We start from the raw sequence: 17,514 nt of genomic DNA on the forward strand, positions 1-17,514 counted from the left end.
GCGCGGACAGTGCAGACCCCGCTTGCAAGCGCAGCCTTGCTATCGCCAGCGGCCAGTCTCCATCCAACGCAGAAGCGGCTTCAGCGGCGCGATCCAGACGATCCCCGTTACCAGGTAGAAGACCATCTGCGCTGCCCAATGCCAACTATTCACCGTGGCGGAGAAGCTGACGATCAACGCGCACCACAGCGTGATCAGCATCAGAATGGCGATCATGCCGGCTGGTTTGCGCCACGACGGGTTCATGAAACGATCCACTCGCGTTCGGTGATGATGGCGTGGAGCGGCATGTCCCACGGGTCGGTCGGCACGCGATCAACCTCCTGCACCGAAAAGGCAACCCCGATGCGGCGCGCCGCGGGATAGCGCTCGAATGCGCGATCATAATGGCCGCCGCCTTGGCCGAGCCGCCCGAGCCTTCGATCAAAGGCCACGAGAGGAGCAAGGATCATGTCCGGTGCGAGTTCCTCTTCGTGATCGGGCGGTTGCAAGAGACCGAATGGGCCGCGCACGAGTGGTGCGTCCCGGTGCCAGGCGAGGAAGCGCAACGGCGTGGGTTGGTCGACAACATGGGGCAAAACCATGCTGCAGCCGGCCTCCAGCGCTGCGTCCACAAGGCCGCTCGGGTCTGCTTCAGCCCCGACAGGCACATAACTGGCCACGACCATGCGGGGCGAGAGGAGCATGCGAAAGGAAGAGGGCGGCGAAATCGCTGGGCGCGGTTCCGCCAGTGCGCGCCTCGCCGCGCGGGCGGCGGCGCGCATGACGCGCTTGTCAAAGGCCGGGGAGGGTGACGGGACCGCCATGGCCGTTTGCCGGGATATCCACTGACGCACAGTACGTCAGGTGGGGACCATGTACGTCGGGCCAGGGCCCGGGCAGGGACAGCCCCCTTTGGATGATGAATAGCCTCAGGGATAATAAGGGCTCGTACCGGGCAGTACCCGTCAGGGCCAATCTAGGCGTTCCCGAGCGCATGCTCAAGGGCCTGTTGCTCGGGCGCCTGTTGCTCAAGGACCTGTGCCAGGGCCTCGAGACGATCGGCGACCCAATCGAGCGCGACTGACTCCATGGCGCTTGGATCCACCACCTCCTGAGTGGGAGCGGCAGCGGCCTTTTCCTGCGCATCGCGCAGTTCGTCCGCCAGCATCAGCGCGGTGAGCAGCAGCGCTTGCGGCACGCCCCCATCACCTGCCGCACGCAGGGCCACTGGCCATCGCTCCGACAGCATCGCGCCGAGGCGACGAACCTCGTCTTCACCACCGTCGCGCGTGTTCACGACCCATGGCGTGCCGCCGACATCAAGCGTTACGCGCGCCATCAGTTGCTTTCCTTGCCGGCAAGTTCGTCGATCTGGGCAATCACCTGCGCCACTTCCCGGCGCAACGCGTCGTGTCGCTGGCGCAGCAGGCCGTGACCCTCGGCGCGGCGGTTGATTGCTTCCTCGATGCGCCTGATCGCGGCGTCGATCCGCGTCACAGCGTCACTTTCTGTCATGAAAGCGGATTAGGATTGCCGCGCCACATCGGCAAGCCCCACTGCGACACTTGGCATAGCCGGTGCGGTTGACGCGCAGCGCATCCGTCGCGCAAAGGCGCGCGAGATATTCGGGATTCAGGGGAGAATCGGTCGAGATGACGAAGGTTGCGATCAACGGGTTCGGGCGCATCGGCCGCCTGGTGGCACGCGCCATGCTGGAGCGCGGCGGCGATCTGGAACTGGTGACGATCAACGATCTCGCCGATGCCAAGTCGAACGCCTGGCTGTTCAGCCGCGACAGCGTGCACGGCAAGTATCCGGGTACGGTGGTTGCTGAGGGCAATGATCTCGTCATCGACGGCAAGCACATCCGCGTGACCGCCGAGCGCGATCCGGCGAACCTGCCCCACAAGGAACTCGGCGTCGATCTGGTGCTGGAATGCACCGGCTTCTTCACCGATCGCGCGAGCGCACAGAAGCATATCGATGCAGGCGCGAAGAAGGTGCTGATCTCGGCTCCGGCAAAGGGCGTTGATCTGACCGTCGTGTACGGCGTCAACCACGACAAGCTGGAGGCGGGCCACACGATCGTTTCGAACGCATCGTGCACCACCAACTGCCTGGCGCCGGTCGCCAAGGTGCTGAACGATGCGATCGGCATCGAGCGCGGCCTGATGACGACGATCCACGCTTATACCAACGACCAGAAGATCCTCGACCAGATCCATCCGGACCTGCGTCGTGCGCGCGCCGCCGCGATGAACATCATTCCGACGACCACGGGCGCAGCGCGCGCGGTGGGCGAGGTGCTGCCCGAGCTCAAGGGCAAGCTCGATGGCTCGGCAGTGCGCGTGCCGGTGCCCGATGGCAGCCTCGTCGACCTTACCTTCACGCCGAAGCGCGACACGAGCGTCGAGGAAGTCAATTCGCTGCTCAAGGCAGCGGCTGAGGGCCCGATGGAGGGCGTGCTGTTCTATTCGGACGAGCCGCTTGTTTCGATCGACATTGTCCACACGCCGTATTCGTCGACCGTCGACAGCCTGGAAACGGCAGTGATCGACGGCAAGCTCGTCCGCGTCGTCAGCTGGTATGACAATGAATGGGGCTTCTCGAACCGCATGGTCGACACCGCAACGCTGATGGCGAAGCTGGGGTGACCCAAATCGGCCGCCTTCTGGGGATCGCGCGTCATGCGCGGCCCCGGGCACCGATGGAGGTGATCGAGGCGGCCGAGATCACGCTCGAAGGCGGCGTCACCGGCGATTATCGCGGCGGGCTGAAGCGCAAGCCGTACAAGCGCCAAGTGACGCTGATCGAGCAGCGCAACTGGGCGGCGGCGACGGCCGAGATCGGCCAAGCCATCCCGTGGCAGGAGCGCCGGGCCAACCTGCTGGTCGACGGACTGGATCTGCCGCAGGTTCCGGGTGCGCGCATCCGCATTGGCCGCGACGTGGTGCTCGAAGTGACCGTCGAGAATGACCCGTGCAGCCGCATGGAGGCGATTGCGACGGGGCTTGAGGCGGCGCTGACGCCCGACTGGCGGGCGGGCGCGTGCACCAAGGTGATACAGGGCGGCGCGATTGCCGTCGGTGATGAGATCAGGATTGAGGAAGCATGGCCAAGTCATTCCGAACGCTCGACGACATTGGTGACGTCCACGGAAAGCGGGTCCTCGTCCGCGAGGACCTGAACGTCCCGTTCTCGGACGGCGCCGTGACGGACGACACGCGGCTCCGCGCAACCGTTCCGACGATCACGGAGCTGTCGGACAAGGGCGCGATCGTGCTTGTCCTGGCGCACTTCGGCCGTCCCAAGGGCGTTCCCAGCCCCGACTTGTCGCTCGCGCAGATTACCAAGCCGTACGAAGCGGTGCTCGGCCGCCCGGTGCGGTACATCGACTGGGAAGGCGATACCGCAAACGTGGCGATGCTTCAGCCCGGCGACATTGCGGTACTGGAGAACACGCGCTTCTTCGGCGGCGAGGAAAAGAACGATCCGGCAGTCGTCGAGCGCTTTGCCGCGCTGGGCGACTTGTATGTCAACGATGCCTTCTCCGCCGCGCACCGCGCACACGCCTCGACCGAGGGGCTGGCGCGCAGGCTGCCCGCATTCGCCGGCCGTGCCATGGAAGCGGAGCTGGTGGCGCTGCAAAAGGCACTGGGTGAGCCGGAGCATCCGGTTGCAGCCGTTGTCGGCGGCGCAAAGGTTTCCACCAAGCTGGACGTGCTGAAGCACCTTGTCACCAAGGTCGATCACCTGATCATCGGCGGCGGGATGGCGAACACCTTCCTGGCGGCGCGCGGCGTGAACGTGGGCAAGAGCCTGTGCGAGCATGACCTGACCGGCACCGCCGACGAAATTCTCGACGCGGCAGACCGGGCGAATTGCACCGTGCACCTGCCCTATGACGTGGTGGTCGCAAAGGAGTTCAAGGCCAACCCGCCGACGCGCACCGTGAACGTCCACGAGGTCGCGGCGGACGAGATGATTCTCGATGTCGGCCCTGCTGCAGTGGAGTCGCTGGGCGACGTCCTCAAGAATTGCCGGACGCTGGTGTGGAACGGTCCACTCGGCGCGTTCGAGACATCGCCGTTCGACAAGGCGACCGTGGCGCTGGCGAAGACCGCAGCGGCGCTGACCATCGGGGGAACGTTGGTGTCGGTGGCCGGCGGCGGTGACACCGTGGCGGCGCTGAACCATGCCGGCGTGGCGGACGACTTTACTTTTGTGTCTACCGCCGGCGGCGCGTTCCTGGAGTGGATGGAAGGCCGGGAGCTGCCCGGGGTCTCGGCGCTGCTTCAATAACCAAGAAAGGGCGCGCGAGCGGCAAGCGCCGCGAGCGACGACAACAAGCACGGCTCCCGCCTAGCCTAGGCGGGAGCCGTCTTCGTGTCAGGCGGCCAGTGCCGCCGGCTTGGACACGCCGCGGATGAGGTCCGCGGCCTTTTCCGCAACCATGATCGTCGGCGCATTGGTGTTCGATCCGACCAGCGTCGGCATCACGGAGGCGTCAACGACGCGAAGCCCGGTGAGGCCGCGCACGCGCAACTGCTCGTCGACGACCGCCATCTTGTCTCCGTCGGTGCCCATCTTGCAGGTGCCGACCGGGTGATAGATGGTTTCGGCATTGGCGCGGATCCATGCGTCGATCTCAGCGTCCGACTGGACCTCGCGGCCGGGGGCGAACTCGTCGCCGCGATACGGATCGAGCGCCTGCTGATACGCCACCTCGCGCCCGATATGGACGCAATCGCGCATAACGCGGCGGTCCACCTCGCTCGCCAGATAATTGGCGTAGATCAAGGGATCGGCGGTCGGATCGGTCGAGCCTAGCGCGATGCGGCCGCGGCTTTCCGGGCGCAATTGGCACAGGTGGAACGAGAAGCCGTCCGCCTTTACGCGCGTCCTGCCGTGATCCTTCATGATCGCCAAGACACCGTGGATCTGGACGTCGGGACGCGACAGCCCCTCACGCGAGCAGACAAAAGCGCCGGATTCGAGGAACTGCTGCCGCCCGAGGCCAGTGCCGCGGGTCAGATATTCAAGGCCGACGCGTAGCTGCCGCAGCCCCTTGGTGGACGAGAAGGCGGTCTTCAGGCCGCGGCTGTACCAGCTCATGATGATATCGAGGTGGTCCTGCAGGTTCTCGCCGACACCCGGCAGATCGTGGACCGGGCGCACGCCGACGTCGCGCAGGGCGGCGCCGTTGCCGATCCCCGACAGCTGCAGGATATGCGGGCTTTGCACCGCGCCGGCGCACAGGATCGCCTCGCCATCCACCTCGACGCGCTGGATCTCCTGATCCTTGATGTAGTTGACCGCTACCGCGCGGCCACCGGAAACGACGACGCCCAAGGTGCGCGCGTCCGTGATGACCGTCAGGTTCTTGCGGTCGGCAACCGGACGCAGATAGGCGGCGGCGGTTGACCAGCGCTGGCCATTGGAAATGGTCAGGTCGTATCGGCCGAAGCCTTCCTGCTCCGCGCCGTTGAAGTTTTCGGTGACGGGATAGCCGGCCTGCCGCCCGGCCTCGATCAGCGCATCGTGGAACGGACTGTCGCTTTCGCCGCCGGAGATCTTGAGCGGCCCCTCGGCGCCATGCAGGTCATGAACGCGGTGGTGGCCCTCCAGCTTGCGGAAATAGGGCAGCACATCATCCCAGGACCAGCCGGTGAGGCCAAGCTGGCGCCATTCGTCGAAATCCTGCGGATGGCCGCGCGTGTAGACCATGCCGTTGATCGAGGAGGAGCCGCCAAGCCCGCGCCCGCGCGGCCACCACAGGCGGCGGTTGTCGAGATGAGGCTCCGGCTCGGTCCAGAAGCCCCAATTGTGCTTGCCCTTGGCCTTGATCAGGCTGCCGACGCCGGCGGGCATGCGCACCAGCAGCTCCTTGTTGGCACCGCCTGCTTCCAGCAGACAGACGCTCACCGCGGGGTCTTCACTAAGCCGAGCTGCTAGGGTGCAGCCGGCCGAACCACCGCCGATGATGACGTAATCGAAACCAGCCATCTTCCTCTCCATTAGGTTCGTCCTCGTTTAGCGAGGACGGTTGACACGATCTTGCGCGAGGGATCCCGATGAGGGCCAGCGCAATGTTTCCAAAGACATAGCAGGAGCGGCGTCGCGCCTCAGGGCGTCAGCACGATCTTGCCCACCATGTCGCTGCGCTGCATTGCCTCGAACGCCGAGCGCCAATCCGCCAGCGCATATTCGGCATGAACCCGCGGCCGGATCTTGCCCTCCTCCGCCAGGCGCCAGATCGCATCCTGGTTCTCACGGCCCTTGGCGGGGAACTGGCGGCCATATTCACCGGCGCGCACGCCGATCACCGAAAAGCCTTTGATCAATGGCATGTTGGTGGACACCGTCGCGATGCGGCCGGAGGTGAAGCCGACGACGCACAGCCGCCCGCCAAAGGCGATCGAGCGCACCGACTCGTCGAACACGTCGCCGCCGACCGGATCGTAGATCACCTGCGCGCCGCCACCGGTCAGCTCCTTGACCGGCTCGCGAAAGCCGGTCGCCGGAAGGCAGGCTTCGACGCCATATGCTTCCTTCAGGATAGCCAGCTTTTCAGGCGAGCGGGACGTCGCGATGACGCGTGCGCCGAGCGAGAGGGCAAGGTCTACGGCGGCGAGGCCGACCCCGCCGGTGGCGCCGTGGATCAGCACCCACTCGCCGGCTTCCACCTTGGCGAGCCGCACCAGGGCGACATCGGCGGTGAGATAAGCGGCGCCCACGCCAGCGGCCTCGCCAAAGGATAAGTGCGGCGGCTTGCGGCGAACGGCAGCGGCATCGACCAGGACCCGGTCAGCAAAGCCACCCAGCCGGGTACCGGCGACAACCGCCTCACCGGGCGCGAAACCCTCGCCAGCGATCACTTCACCAGCGATTTCCATACCGGGCGAGAAGGGCAGGGGCGGCTTCAGCTGATACTCACCCTTCGTCATCAGCAGATCGGGGTAGTTCAGCGCGGCGGCCTTTACGTCGATCAGCACCTTGCCCGGGGCGGGCGCGAGGTCCGGCACGTCGAGCAGCGCCGTGCCGGAGAGGTCGGGCGAGAGCGTGGATACAACCAGCGACCTCATTGGCGCGTGACCATGATATCCAGGAGGTTATCGAACAGCGTTGCCATGTCGAGATGCGGCGCGTGAACCTTGCTCAACCCCAAGGTGATGAGGCCATAAGCACGCACCTCGGCTTCGCTGCGCGAGAAGCCGACCTGGGTGAGGCTGCTGGCCAGGAAATCGAGCATGAGTTCGTCGTGCCGCTCGACCGCATGCCGGGCGCGGGGATCGCTTTCGGCCCAGGCGCGCATCGCCACCGCGAGCCGCGACGAGCCCCGGCGCCGCACCGTTTGCCCCAGCAAGCGGATGCGCCCGATCGGATCAGAGGTGGCGCGGCCGAGCGCCGCGATAAGATCACTGACCTGATCCTCCGCGAAATAGGCGGCGAGCTTGCCCTGATAGTCATCGAAGTCGCGGAAATGATGGTAGAAGCTGCCGGTCGATACCTTCAGTTCCTCGGCGAGCGGGCGCAGCTTGAGCGCGCGCAGCCCGCCGCGGCGGAGCAGCGACTGGCCGGCCTCCAGCCAATCGCGGGGAGTGAGGTCGGGGCTGCGCGGTGCGGCCGTTGATCCCGAAACTACTGGCTGCACGCTTGACATCCCCTCTACCATAACGAAGGTTATGCCGGAAATCCGCGCCGGTAAAGGGCCGGTCGGGGGAAGATTCTTGGAGAGGTTTGGAAGCAATGGCCGACGCTTACATCATTGACGCCGTCCGTACGCCGCGCGGCATTGGCAAGCAGGGCAAGGGCGCGCTGGCGCACATGCACCCGCAGCATCTCGCCGCCACCGTGCTGAAGGCGCTGAAGGAGCGCAACAATCTGAACACCGCCGAGGTGGACGACATCATCTGGTCGACCAGTTCGCAGCGCGGCAAGCAGGGTGGCGACATGGGCCGCATGGCCGCGCTTGACGCCGGCTATGACGTGAAGGCCAGCGGAACGACGCTCGACCGCTTCTGCGGCGGCGGCATCACCGCGGTGAACTTCGCCGCGGCGCAGATCATGAGCGGCATGGAAGACCTGGTCATCGCCGGCGGCACCGAGATGATGAGCCTCACCGCCGCCATGGGCCAGGAAGACATGGAAAGCGGCAAGCCGCCGCTCGGCATGGGTTCGGGCAACGAGCGGCTGAACCTCAGCCACCCGCAGTCGCACCAGGGCATCTGCGGCGACGCGATCGCTAGCAAGGAAGGCTTCACCCGCGAAGAGCTCGATCGCGCCGGCCTGGAGAGCCAGCAGAAGGCGGCCAAGGCGATCGCCGAGGGCCGGTTCAACAAGTCGATCGTGCCGGTTCTCGACGATGACGGCAACGTCGTGCTCGACCGTGACGAATTCCCGCGTCCGCAGACCACCGCCGAGGGCCTGGCTGCGCTGAAGCCATCGTTCGCCGCGCTCGCCGACATGCCGTACAACAAGTCGGGCGATACCTTCCGCAAGCAGATCAACCGCAAGTATCCGGATCTGGAGATCCAGCATTTCCACCACGCCGGCAATTCGTCGGGCGTGGTCGACGGCGCGGCCGCGGTGCTGCTCGCATCGAAGGAATATGCCGACAAGATGGGCTGGAAGCCGCGCGCACGCATCGTCGCGATGGCGAACATCGGTGACGATCCCACGCTGATGCTCAACGCGCCGGTGCCGGCCGCTAAGAAGGTGCTGGAGAAGGCCGGGCTGACGGTAGACGATATCGACCTGTTCGAGATCAACGAGGCGTTTGCGGTCGTATCCGAAAAGTTCATCCGCGACCTCAACCTGCCGCGCGAGAAGGTGAACGTAAACGGCGGCTCGATCGCGCTCGGTCACCCGATCGGCGCAACCGGATCGATCCTGATCGGCACGATCGTGGATGAGCTGGAGCGCCAGGAAAAGCGCTATGGCCTCGTCACGATGTGCGCCGCAGGCGGCATGGCGCCGGCGATCATCGTCGAACGCCTGGCAGCCTGAACCAAGCAGAAGCAAGACCGCGAGCGGGCCGAGAGCGCCCGCCGCGGCGGAGGGAATGATGACGCATCCGTACAAGCACGCCGCCACCACGCCCGATAAGCCCGCCTATATTATGGCTGGCTCCGGGGAGACGGTCACCTTCGCCCAGCTCGACGCGCGCGCGAACCAGGGTGCGCATCTGATCCGCTCGCTTGGCCTAAAGCGCGGCGATGCGATGGCGATGATGATGGACAATTCGCCGCGCTATTTCGAGGTCGCTTGGGCGGCTGAGCGTGCCGGCGTTTACCTCACCTGCATCTCGTCCAAGCTGATGGCGAGCGAGGCGGAATATATCATTCGCGACGGTGATTGCCGCGTGTTTATCGCGTCCAAGGGATGCGCCGCCTGTGCGGAAGCGCTGCTGCCGCTGATCGGCGATCTTGACCGCTACATGGTCGACGGCACGAGCGAGGGGTACCAAAGCTGGGAAGAGGCATGCGCTGCGCAGCCGACGACGCCGATCGCCGATCCCTCGCCGGGCCAGATCATGCTTTATTCCTCCGGCACGACGGGCAAGCCCAAGGGCGTCCGCTTCGCCCTGCCGGAAGAGCCCTACGGCGAGAACACATCGCCGCTGATGGCGATCGGGCAGGGGCTCTACGGCTTCAACTCCGACATGGTCTACCTCTCGCCGGCGCCGCTTTACCACGCGGCACCGCTGCGCTGGTCGATGGCGGTGCAGCAGCTCGGCGGCACGGTGATCGTGATGGAGCGGTTCGACGCCGAGAAGGCGCTGGAGTATATCGAAAAGCACAAGGTGACCCATGCGCAATGGGTGCCGACGCACTTTATCCGCATGCTCAAGCTCCCCGAGGAGACCCGCAAGCAGTATCATGTCTCATCCCTGAAGGCCGTCTGGCACGCCGCCGCGCCATGCCCCGTGCCGGTCAAGGAAGCGATGATTGACTGGTGGGGCCCGATCATTGGCGAATATTACGCGGGCACTGAGGGGAACGGCTTCCACAACATCCTCTCGCCCGAGTGGCTGACGCACAAGGGCTCGGTTGGCCGTAACCTCACCACCATCACGCACATCTGCGATGAAGACGGCAACGAAGTGCCGCCGCGCACCGAGGGCACAATTTATTTCGAGTCTCCCGTCACGGAGCTCAACCCGACCGGCGCTGCGCCGTTCAGTTATCACAACGATCCCGAGAAGACGAAGGACAGCACCAATGCCAGGGGCTGGACGACGCTGGGTGATGTGGGCTGGATGGATGAGGAGGGCTATCTCTACCTCACTGACCGCAAGAGCTTCATGATCATCTCGGGCGGGGTGAACATCTACCCGGCCGAGATCGAGAACCTGCTTGTCACGCACCCGAAGGTCGCCGACGTCGCGGTGATCGGCGCGCCGCATGAGGAGATGGGCGAGCAGGTCGTTGCTGTCATTCAGCCGAAAGACCTCGCCGAGGATCAGGACGCGCTGGCAAGCGAGTTGGCCGAGTTCGCGCGCGCGAACCTCAGCCACGTGAAATGTCCGCGCCGCTGGGATTTCCGCGCCGAACTGCCGCGGCATGACACGGGCAAGCTCTACAAGCGGCTGCTGCGCGATGAATATTGGTGCAAGACGAAGCCCGCCGAGACGGTGAGCCCGCCGGCGGAGCAGGCGGCGTGAGCTTCAACTTCGGCGATCTGATCGAGGCGGTCGAAGCGGCCGTGCCGGGCGACCGCGTCGCCCTGGCGCATGGCGAACAGGTGATCGACTGGAACGAGCTTCGTATCCAGTCGAACAACCTCGCACGCGCACTGATCGATTGGGGGCTGAAGCCGGGCGATCGCTTCGCCTTTTACGCGTATAATTCGGCCGATTACCTCGTCGCGCTGATGGCCTGCTGGAAGGCGCGCGGCACGCACGTCAACGTCAATTACCGCTACGTCGCCGAAGAACTGGCCTATATCCTGGCGGATAGCGACGCGACGGTGCTGGTCTATGATGCGCGGCTGCGCGATTGCGTGGCCGATGTGGTTGATCGCTCGCCGCATGTCCGCAGCTATGTGGAGATCGGCGGGGAGCGGGCGGACCTGCCGGCGTTTGCCGCGGCATTCGAGGACCTGGTGGCGGGAAGCGGCGAGCCGGTGGCGATCGCGCGTGATCCGCAGGACCGTTTCTTCATCTACACCGGCGGCACCACGGGGATGCCCAAGGGGGTGGTGTGGACCCATGCCGACCTCAATGCCATCGCGCATGGCGCCGCCGCGGCCGCCGGTCTCCCCGTGCCCACCACGGTGCAAGAGGCGGCCGCAATGGCGGCGGCAAACCCCGATTATCCGCGCACGGTGTGTGGCCCGCCGCTGATGCATGGGACGGGCCTGCTGACATCTTACGGGTCGCTGCTGGCTGGCGGCTTCGTGGCCACCCTGCCGAGCCGAAGCTTCCACCCGGAGGAAGCGCTGGACGCGATCGACCGCTGGCAAGCAAACCGCCTCGTCGTGGTGGGCGACGCCTTTGCCCGGCCGATCCTGGAGGCATTGGAGGCCGAGCCCGATCGCTGGGACGTCTCGTCCATGCGGCTGATCAACTCTTCGGGGGTGATGTGGACACAAGGCGTGAAGGACGGGCTGATCCGGCACATGCCGGAGGCGACCTGCCAGGATAATTTCAGCTCATCCGAAGCGATCGGCATGGGCGTGTCGCTGACCACCAAGGACGGCACGGTGGAAACCGCCAAGTTCGTTGTTGGCCCACGCTGCCGCGTGCTGGACGATGACGACAAGGACGTGGTGCCTGGATCGGAGGTGACCGGAAAGGTCGTGCTCGGGCCGCCCAATCCGGTGGAATATCACAAGGATCCCGAGAAGAGTGCGCGTACCTTCCGCATGATCGATGGTTTGCGCTACACCGTGTCTGGCGATTTCGCGCAGGTGGCGGCGGACGGCTCGGTTATTCTGCTCGGGCGCGGCTCGGCCTGCATCAATTCGGCGGGCGAGAAGATCTTCCCGGAGGAAGTGGAAGAGGCGCTGAAGCTTTGTCCCACGGTGGATGATGCGCTGGTCTTTGCCATGCCCGATCCGAAATGGGGGCAGGCGGTGGCGGCCGTTGTGCAATCCCAGACGGGCTTTGACGAGGGGGCAGCGCGCGACGTGCTGCGCACCAAGCTCGCCGGCTACAAGCTGCCGAAGCTGATCGTGGCGACAGTCGAATCGCTGCGGGCGCCGAACGGCAAGGCCGATTATGCAAAGGCGAAGGGGCTTGCGGGCGTCGGCTGACAGTTGATCCTTTTGCCAGCAGCACAGGCGTGTCGCGGCAGGCGTTGTGAGGCTTGTCGCGCCGTGGAACCCTCTTCGTTCCTTTCGCGATGCTGACGACTGCATTCAGACGCCGTTTGCGCGGCCGGGTGCACAAAGGCTGCATCATCGGGGTCGGCTTGTGCGCCGGCGGTGGAGTTTGCAGCAGATGGGCAGGAAATTCATGGCGGCGCTGATGGCTGCGGCGGCGCTGGTGCCCGGCGTCGGCATGGCGCAAGAGCGTGGCGGCGGGCGCGGGTGGAGCAGCCGGGCGGCTCAGCAGCAAGGCAACGACGGCGGCTGGCAGCGTGGTGATCGGCAGGCACGCGGGCCAGAGCGACAGCAGCAGAGGGGCGGCGAGCGTATCTGGCAGCGGTCCACCACCGTGCAGGATCGCGGACCGATGCGGCAATCGCCAAACGGCGAGCGGACGTGGCGACGCTCGACCGACCAAGGCAGGGGCGATTGGGCACAGCGCCCTGACAACCCGCGGCTGGAGGCGCAACGCGATCCACAGCAAGAGCGGCGCGTTGAACGACGTGACGGCGGCGCCAGGCAGTGGGCTGGTCGTCCGAGCGCCGGGGCAGTGACGCAGGAGCCGTTTCGCGGCGATCGTAGCCGCGACGCGGACGCGTTCCGTCGCGACCGTACGCGAGACCTCGGCGAATTGTCGCGGCAGCGGCGCGACGATGGACAGCGCCGGTGGGCGCGCAGCGGGTCCGATTGGAATGACCAAGGCCGCTGGGATTCGCGCCGGCAGGGCTGGGGCGATCAGGGCCGCTGGTATGATCGGAACGGCCGAACCAACTGGAACCGCGATTGGCGCCGCGACTCGCGATATGATTGGACACGGTGGCGCGCAACCAACCGCAACGCGTTTCACCTGCCGCGCTATTATGCGCCCTATGGGTGGAACCAGGGCTATCGTCGTTTCTCAGTAGGCTTTGTTCTGTCGTCGGCGCTGTTCGCGCAAAACTATTGGATCAGCGATCCCTGGGCTTATCGCCTGCCGGATGCTGGCGGGGACGTACGGTGGGTGCGCTATTACAATGATGCGCTCCTCGTGGACGTGTATTCCGGTGAAGTGGTGGACGTGATCCACGACATGTTCTGGTGAACATGTGGTCCGCCAAGCGGTCCTGACCGGCAGCGGGCGTAATCGCCCGACGAACTGATGGAAGAGGCGGCGGACCAGAGGGCCTGGCCGCCTCTTCTTTGCTGTCTTCTCTCGCCGCGGTCGCGCGGCGCGACGGCTTAGCCCTCCAGGCTGGTACCAAGCGCAGCGTTCACCACGCCGCCATCGACCACGAGCGTGTCACCCACGACGTAATCGCTGGCCCGGCTGGCGAGGAAGACGGCGGCGCCCGCCATGTCCTCGAAATTTCCGATCCGCCGCATCGGAATGCCCTTGGCGACCTGATCGCCATGATCGCGCGCCGCACGGTTCATTTCGCTGGCGAATGCCCCCGGGGCCAGGCTCGTGACGATGATGCCGTCCTTGATCAGCCGGGCGGCCATGCGTTTGGTGAGATAGATCAGCGCCGCCTTGGAAGCGTGATAGCTGTAGGTATCCCAGGGGTTCAGCCGGATGCCGTCGATCGAGGTGATGTTGATCACCTTGGATGGCGCATCGTGGCTGGCGTTCCTCTTCAGCAGCCCATGCAGCGACTGGGTGAGGAAGAAGGGCGACTTGACGTTCAAGTCCATCACCTTGTCCCAGCCGCTCTCCGGGAACTCCTCGAACGGCACGCCCCAAGCGGCGCCCGCATTGTTGACGAGAATGTCGAGGTGATCCTCGTGCTCCGCCAGCGTGGCGGCGAGTGCGCGGCAGCCCTCCACCGTGGAAACGTCCTGCGGCAGCGAGATGCAATTGGGTCCGAGCTCAGCCGCTGTCTCTTCGCAGGCAGGCGCCTTGCGCGACGAGATGTACACCTTTGCACCTTGCTCGATGTAGGCCTTGGCGATCATCTTGCCGATGCCGCGGCTGCCGCCGGTGACGAGGGCGGTGCGCCCTTCAAGGCTGAAAAGACTGTTCAGGCTCATCGGTAATCTCCCGTGTTTCAGCGTCGGCTAGCGGGGCGGATGGCCATCGACAAGCGCCCTACCGTTTTTTCGAACAGGTTATGATTGACGACCGATCCTGCCATACTATGCTGCCGAAAAACAGAAATGACAGGATGAGAGGATGCGCTTTTCGGGTAAGCGTGCCGTGGTGACCGGCGGCGCTTCGGGCATCGGGCGCGCAACTGCGCTCCGGCTGGCCGAAGAGGGCGCCGAGGTCTGGATCGGCGACATCGACGAGGCGGGCGGGCAGGAGCTTGCCGGCACCTCAAACGGCAAGATTCACTTTCAGCGTTGTGACGTCATGCAGGCGGAGGACATCCGCGCGCTGATGGAAGCGCCGGGCGAGTTGGACGTCTTGTTCAACAATGCCGGCGCCGGCGGCGCCCCGGATAAGATCGACGAGATTTCGCCGGAGGACTGGGATCGAACGCAGTCTTTGCTGCTTCGATCGGTAGCGCTCGGCATTCGGTATGCGGCCCCGCTGATGGCCAAGCGGGGCGGCGGCGCCATCGTGAACACGTCCTCGGTATCCGCGCTGGGCACCGGTTACGCGCCGACGGCGTATTCAACCGCGAAGGCTGGCGTCCTTCACCTTTCCAAGATGGCAGCGGCTGATCTCGCCAAGCATAGCATCCGCGTGAATGCGGTGATCCCGGGCTTCATCACCACGAATATTTTCACCCGCCATCTGGAGGTGCCCGCCGAGATGCTGGATCGCGCGAACCAGGTGATCGCGCATGTCGCGGCGGGGGCGCAGCCGGTGAAGCGCGCCGGCCGGCCTGAGGATATTGCGGCGGCGGTCTCATTCCTGCTCAGCGATGACGCTGCCTTCGTGACCGGCACCCATCTGGTGGTCGACGGCGGCATCACGATCGGGACTCGCCAGAGCTGGGATCCGGATCAGCCGGGCCTGTTCGCCGCCTTGGAGGCTCTGCAATGAGCGCCACTATCGCAAGCACTGCGACGATCGGATCGGCACCGCCCAGCCGGCGGCTGCGCACCGGCACCATGGCAAGCTATGGCTTTGGCGCTGCCGCTTATGGCGTAAAGGACTCCGGCTTCGGCACGTTTCTGCTGCTGTTCTACAATCAGGTGATCGGCGTGCCGGCGGCGACCGTCGGCTTCGTCATCATGTGTGCGTTGATCATCGACGCGTTCATTGATCCGACGATCGGCGTCCTGTCCGATCGGACACGCACGAAATGGGGGCGGCGCCATCCGTGGCTCTACGGTTCGGCCCTGCCGATCATGCTTGGCTGGGTGCTCTTGTGGAACCCGCCGGAGAGCTCGCAGACAGCCACGCTCGGCTGGCTGTTCGCGGTGGCGGTGTTGGTGCGAAGCGCGGTCAGCGCCTATGAGGTGCCGAGCCAGGCGATGGCGGCGGAGCTCAGCTCCGACTATGACGAGCGTACTCGCATCATGGCCTATCGCTATCTGTTCGGCTGGGCCGGCGGGCTCGTGATGCTGATCGCGGCTTATTGGGTGTTCCTGTCGCCGACGCCGGAGGTGCCGAACGGGCTGTTGAACCGGGAGGGCTACAAGGGATTTGCGATCGCGGGTGCGCTGTTCATGGGACTTGCGATCCTTACGTCTGCGCTGGGAACGCATCGCGAGATCCCGAACCTGCCTTCGCCGGTTATTGAAAAGCAGACAGTTCGCCAAAGCTTCGCCGAGCTGCTTCAGACCCTCCATAATAAGGCGTTTCTGATCCTGATGGCGGCGGGTCTGTTCGTGTACACGAACCAGGGCGTCACCTACGCGATCTCGAACTATCTCTACACCTATGTCTGGCGCTTCACGACGGTGACGATCGCCGGGCTTACCCTCCCGACCTTTGTGCCGCTGAGCATCGTGTTGTTCAGTGGCGTCCTGGTCGCCTTCGTCGTGGCGCCGCGTATCGGGCAGTCGACCAGCAAGCCGAAGGCGGCGTCTACCGCTGCGGTGCTGGCGATCGCCATCGGCACGGCGCCTTATTGGCTGCGGCTCGCCGGTGTCTTTCCCGACGTTGGCAGCCCGGCGATGCTGCCGCTGCTGTTTGCAATGCTGGCGATGGGAACGGCGGCGAGCGTAACGGCGCACATTCTTGGTGCCTCCATGATGGCGGACGTTGTCGAAGACTCGGAACAGCGCACCGGGCGGCGTTCCGAAGGCGTCTTCTTCGCCGGTGGCTTCTTTATCCAGAAATGCACCAGCGGCGTCGGCATCTTCGTCACGGGGTTGATCCTGTGGGCGGCGAGCTTCCCTGAAAAAGCGGTGCCGGGTCAGGTGCCGGTGGAGGTGCTCGATCGCCTCACCATCATCTACATCGTGGCGGCCACGTGCCTCGCGCTGATCGCGGCGGCATTGTATCGGGCATTTCCGTTCGGCCGGGCCGAACATACGGCTCGTCTCGAAGCATTGCGCATGCAAGCGCTTGATTCGGAGCGAATTGATCCCGTTCCCTAAGCGATAATCGCCGCTAGAATTGGCGTTGCAGGCGCTTCATCGGCGCCGCAACACCGTTCATCGGAATTGGTTCCCGCGCCTATTGGTTTTCTTGGACCATCCCCGTAGCCGGACTGCGACGAACATCCGTAGACCGGGGGGGTCGCAGTGACTTTCAAGAATTTTGGGGCGCGTTTTGCGCTTGTAGTATCGTGCGGCCTGATGACGGCGACCGCGGCAAATGCCCAGTTCTGGCAGTGCGCCCCTTATGCTCGCGAGATCTCGGGCATTCAGATCCATGGCAATGCCAATACTTGGTGGGGCCAAGCCGCCGGCAAGTATGAGCGTGGGAATGCTCCCAAGGTCGGCGCAGTGCTGTCCTTCCGCTCGACCGGTCGGATGCGCGTGGGCCATGTCGCCATGGTGAGCCAGGTCGTCAGCGACCGCGAGGTTCTTCTGACCCATGCGAACTGGTCGCGGCGCGGCGGTATCGAGCGCAACGTGCGGGCGATCGACGTGTCGGACGCGGGCGACTGGAGCCTCGTGAAGGTGTGGTATGCGCCGCAGGGCGGGCTTGGCACCTCGAACTACCCGACCAACGGCTTCATTTACGGCAATGGCGCGGGCGGCACCTCGCCCGGCATCATGGCGGACGAGAATGAGGGCGCCGACGAGACGCGGATCGCCAACCTGGCGATCGCTTCGGCAGCAGCAGCGCCGGTGCGCGGCGCAGTGACGCTCAGCAACTAAGCGGTTACGCGGCCTCCC

18 protein-coding genes are annotated in these 17,514 nt (G+C 65.1%); 10 read left to right on the top strand and 8 right to left on the bottom strand.

Annotation, left to right across the window (positions count from 1 at the left end; genetic code table 11):
- Window positions 1-39: 39 nt before the first annotated feature.
- The 4 genes from SPMU_RS14390 to SPMU_RS16965 all read right to left on the bottom strand — a co-directional run bounded on the left by SPMU_RS14390 (window position 40) and on the right by SPMU_RS16965 (window position 1,497).
- Window positions 40-246, bottom strand: a complete 207-nt coding sequence (locus tag SPMU_RS14390) for a DUF2842 domain-containing protein (protein ID WP_088334640.1) — start codon at window positions 244-246, stop codon at window positions 40-42.
- Complete coding sequence (locus SPMU_RS14395; protein WP_088334642.1) at window positions 243-806, bottom strand: 5-formyltetrahydrofolate cyclo-ligase; 564 nt, start codon at window positions 804-806, stop codon at window positions 243-245. Before SPMU_RS14395 ends, SPMU_RS14390 begins: the two co-directional genes overlap by 4 nt.
- Window positions 807-958: 152 nt before the next feature.
- Window positions 959-1,321 (bottom strand): cell division protein ZapA, encoded by a 363-nt coding sequence (zapA, locus tag SPMU_RS14400; RefSeq protein WP_088334644.1) that lies wholly within the window; start codon window positions 1,319-1,321, stop codon window positions 959-961.
- Window positions 1,321-1,497 (bottom strand): hypothetical protein, encoded by a 177-nt coding sequence (locus tag SPMU_RS16965; protein WP_169715727.1) that lies wholly within the window; start codon window positions 1,495-1,497, stop codon window positions 1,321-1,323. Before SPMU_RS16965 ends, zapA begins: the two co-directional genes overlap by 1 nt.
- A gap of 137 nt (window positions 1,498-1,634) precedes the next feature.
- On the opposite strand from SPMU_RS16965, the gene gap reads away from it, so the two are divergent.
- From gap to SPMU_RS14415, 3 genes are read left to right on the top strand one after another with little or no spacing between them, the layout of a single operon-like run.
- Window positions 1,635-2,636, top strand: a complete 1,002-nt coding sequence (gene gap / locus SPMU_RS14405; RefSeq protein WP_088334646.1) for a type I glyceraldehyde-3-phosphate dehydrogenase — start codon at window positions 1,635-1,637, stop codon at window positions 2,634-2,636.
- Window positions 2,633-3,169: an MOSC domain-containing protein gene (locus SPMU_RS14410; RefSeq protein ID WP_342746449.1), complete on the top strand. Its 537-nt coding sequence runs from the start codon at window positions 2,633-2,635 to the stop codon at window positions 3,167-3,169. The genes gap and SPMU_RS14410 overlap by 4 nt, the downstream gene beginning before the upstream one ends.
- Window positions 3,094-4,284: a phosphoglycerate kinase gene (locus SPMU_RS14415; RefSeq protein WP_088334650.1), complete on the top strand. Its 1,191-nt coding sequence runs from the start codon at window positions 3,094-3,096 to the stop codon at window positions 4,282-4,284. The genes SPMU_RS14410 and SPMU_RS14415 overlap by 76 nt, the downstream gene beginning before the upstream one ends.
- 87 nt (window positions 4,285-4,371) lie before the next feature.
- Here SPMU_RS14415 and SPMU_RS14420 read toward each other — a convergent pair whose 3' ends face one another.
- From SPMU_RS14420 to SPMU_RS14430, 3 genes are all read right to left on the bottom strand, one after another.
- The gene (locus tag SPMU_RS14420) at window positions 4,372-5,988 is read right to left on the bottom strand and encodes a choline dehydrogenase (protein ID WP_088334755.1); all 1,617 of its coding nucleotides are present in this window, start codon (window positions 5,986-5,988) and stop codon (window positions 4,372-4,374) included.
- Window positions 5,989-6,107: 119 nt separating this feature from the next.
- Window positions 6,108-7,067 (bottom strand): NADPH:quinone oxidoreductase family protein, encoded by a 960-nt coding sequence (locus SPMU_RS14425; RefSeq protein WP_088334652.1) that lies wholly within the window; start codon window positions 7,065-7,067, stop codon window positions 6,108-6,110.
- Entirely contained in the window at window positions 7,064-7,645 is a 582-nt protein-coding gene (locus SPMU_RS14430; protein WP_245833347.1) for a TetR/AcrR family transcriptional regulator, read from the bottom strand. The genes SPMU_RS14425 and SPMU_RS14430 overlap by 4 nt, the downstream gene beginning before the upstream one ends.
- Before the next feature lie 86 nt (window positions 7,646-7,731).
- On the opposite strand from SPMU_RS14430, the gene SPMU_RS14435 reads away from it, so the two are divergent.
- From SPMU_RS14435 to SPMU_RS14450, 4 genes are all read left to right on the top strand, one after another.
- A complete protein-coding gene (locus tag SPMU_RS14435; RefSeq protein WP_088334656.1) occupies window positions 7,732-8,991 on the top strand; it encodes an acetyl-CoA C-acetyltransferase in 1,260 nt (419 codons plus the stop codon).
- A 58-nt stretch (window positions 8,992-9,049) separates the two neighbouring features.
- Entirely contained in the window at window positions 9,050-10,648 is a 1,599-nt protein-coding gene (locus SPMU_RS14440; protein WP_088334757.1) for an acyl-CoA synthetase, read from the top strand.
- Complete coding sequence (locus SPMU_RS14445; protein WP_088334759.1) at window positions 10,645-12,240, top strand: AMP-binding protein; 1,596 nt, start codon at window positions 10,645-10,647, stop codon at window positions 12,238-12,240. Before SPMU_RS14440 ends, SPMU_RS14445 begins: the two co-directional genes overlap by 4 nt.
- A gap of 187 nt (window positions 12,241-12,427) precedes the next feature.
- Window positions 12,428-13,375 (top strand): RcnB family protein, encoded by a 948-nt coding sequence (locus SPMU_RS14450; protein WP_088334658.1) that lies wholly within the window; start codon window positions 12,428-12,430, stop codon window positions 13,373-13,375.
- Between the two features lie 137 nt (window positions 13,376-13,512).
- On the opposite strand, the gene SPMU_RS14455 is transcribed toward SPMU_RS14450, so the two are convergent.
- Window positions 13,513-14,301 (bottom strand): SDR family oxidoreductase, encoded by a 789-nt coding sequence (locus SPMU_RS14455; RefSeq protein WP_088334660.1) that lies wholly within the window; start codon window positions 14,299-14,301, stop codon window positions 13,513-13,515.
- Window positions 14,302-14,443: 142 nt separating this feature from the next.
- On the opposite strand from SPMU_RS14455, the gene SPMU_RS14460 reads away from it, so the two are divergent.
- From SPMU_RS14460 to SPMU_RS14470, 3 genes are all read left to right on the top strand, one after another.
- The gene (locus SPMU_RS14460) at window positions 14,444-15,262 is read left to right on the top strand and encodes an SDR family NAD(P)-dependent oxidoreductase (protein ID WP_088334662.1); all 819 of its coding nucleotides are present in this window, start codon (window positions 14,444-14,446) and stop codon (window positions 15,260-15,262) included.
- Complete coding sequence (locus SPMU_RS14465) at window positions 15,259-16,767, top strand: MFS transporter (RefSeq protein WP_245833349.1); 1,509 nt, start codon at window positions 15,259-15,261, stop codon at window positions 16,765-16,767. The genes SPMU_RS14460 and SPMU_RS14465 overlap by 4 nt, the downstream gene beginning before the upstream one ends.
- A gap of 201 nt (window positions 16,768-16,968) precedes the next feature.
- Window positions 16,969-17,496, top strand: a complete 528-nt coding sequence (locus tag SPMU_RS14470; protein WP_088334664.1) for a CHAP domain-containing protein — start codon at window positions 16,969-16,971, stop codon at window positions 17,494-17,496.
- Window positions 17,497-17,514 lie beyond the last annotated feature (18 nt).

It is taken from the genome of Sphingomonas mucosissima (genome assembly GCF_002197665.1).
GTDB classification, from domain to species: domain Bacteria; phylum Pseudomonadota; class Alphaproteobacteria; order Sphingomonadales; family Sphingomonadaceae; genus Sphingomonas; species Sphingomonas mucosissima.

Coding starts and splice junctions, on each gene's coding strand:
- SPMU_RS14390 (WP_088334640.1), bottom strand. CDS start 246: ATGAACCCGTCGTGGCGCAAACCAGCCGGCATGATCGCCATTCTGATG.
- SPMU_RS14395 (WP_088334642.1), bottom strand. CDS start 806: ATGGCGGTCCCGTCACCCTCCCCGGCCTTTGACAAGCGCGTCATGCGC.
- zapA (WP_088334644.1), bottom strand. CDS start 1,321: ATGGCGCGCGTAACGCTTGATGTCGGCGGCACGCCATGGGTCGTGAAC.
- SPMU_RS16965 (WP_169715727.1), bottom strand. CDS start 1,497: ATGACAGAAAGTGACGCTGTGACGCGGATCGACGCCGCGATCAGGCGC.
- gap (WP_088334646.1), top strand. CDS start 1,635: ATGACGAAGGTTGCGATCAACGGGTTCGGGCGCATCGGCCGCCTGGTG.
- SPMU_RS14415 (WP_088334650.1), top strand. CDS start 3,094: ATGGCCAAGTCATTCCGAACGCTCGACGACATTGGTGACGTCCACGGA.
- SPMU_RS14420 (WP_088334755.1), bottom strand. CDS start 5,988: ATGGCTGGTTTCGATTACGTCATCATCGGCGGTGGTTCGGCCGGCTGC.
- SPMU_RS14425 (WP_088334652.1), bottom strand. CDS start 7,067: ATGAGGTCGCTGGTTGTATCCACGCTCTCGCCCGACCTCTCCGGCACG.
- SPMU_RS14430 (WP_245833347.1), bottom strand. CDS start 7,645: ATGTCAAGCGTGCAGCCAGTAGTTTCGGGATCAACGGCCGCACCGCGC.
- SPMU_RS14435 (WP_088334656.1), top strand. CDS start 7,732: ATGGCCGACGCTTACATCATTGACGCCGTCCGTACGCCGCGCGGCATT.
- SPMU_RS14440 (WP_088334757.1), top strand. CDS start 9,050: ATGACGCATCCGTACAAGCACGCCGCCACCACGCCCGATAAGCCCGCC.
- SPMU_RS14450 (WP_088334658.1), top strand. CDS start 12,428: ATGGGCAGGAAATTCATGGCGGCGCTGATGGCTGCGGCGGCGCTGGTG.
- SPMU_RS14455 (WP_088334660.1), bottom strand. CDS start 14,301: ATGAGCCTGAACAGTCTTTTCAGCCTTGAAGGGCGCACCGCCCTCGTC.
- SPMU_RS14460 (WP_088334662.1), top strand. CDS start 14,444: ATGCGCTTTTCGGGTAAGCGTGCCGTGGTGACCGGCGGCGCTTCGGGC.
- SPMU_RS14465 (WP_245833349.1), top strand. CDS start 15,259: ATGAGCGCCACTATCGCAAGCACTGCGACGATCGGATCGGCACCGCCC.
- SPMU_RS14470 (WP_088334664.1), top strand. CDS start 16,969: ATGACGGCGACCGCGGCAAATGCCCAGTTCTGGCAGTGCGCCCCTTAT.